Origin of the sequence: Halomonas sp. ND22Bw (assembly GCF_003011945.1) — a bacterium.
GTDB classification, from domain to species: domain Bacteria; phylum Pseudomonadota; class Gammaproteobacteria; order Pseudomonadales; family Halomonadaceae; genus Halomonas; species Halomonas halophila.
Genome location: NZ_PXWD01000291.1, coordinates 1 through 384, shown reverse-complemented (window position 1 = coordinate 384; position 384 = coordinate 1). Strand labels below are relative to the sequence as shown.

Sequence of the window (384 nt, the reverse complement as noted above, 5' to 3'; positions counted from 1 at the left end):
GAAGGCCTTGGATTCCAGCAGCATGCGGCGCACGTCGGGGTGGACCATGATCGGGTCTGCCGGGCCGTCCGGGTTCTTCGGTCCGGTCAGCGAACGGCCCTGCAGACGGTCCTTGGCGAACTCGCCGGCGGCCTGATAGGCGGCGGTGCCGATGGCCAGACCCTGCAGGCCGGTGCCGAGGCGGGCCTCGTTCATCACCACGAACATATTGTTCATGCCGCGGCCTTCTTCGCCGATCAGCCAGCCCTTGGCGCCGTCATATTGCATGACCGCCGTGGCGTTGCCGTGAATGCCCATCTTGTGCTCGAGCCCGGCGCATTCCAGCGTGTTGCGCTCGCCCAGCGAGCCGTCTTCGTTGACCAGGAACTTGGGCACGACGAACAG

1 pseudogene is annotated in these 384 nt (G+C 66.1%); it reads right to left on the bottom strand.

Annotated elements, in window-relative coordinates:
* Positions 1–384, bottom strand: a pseudogene (locus CVH10_RS18120) (acyl-CoA dehydrogenase); the annotation flags it as partial.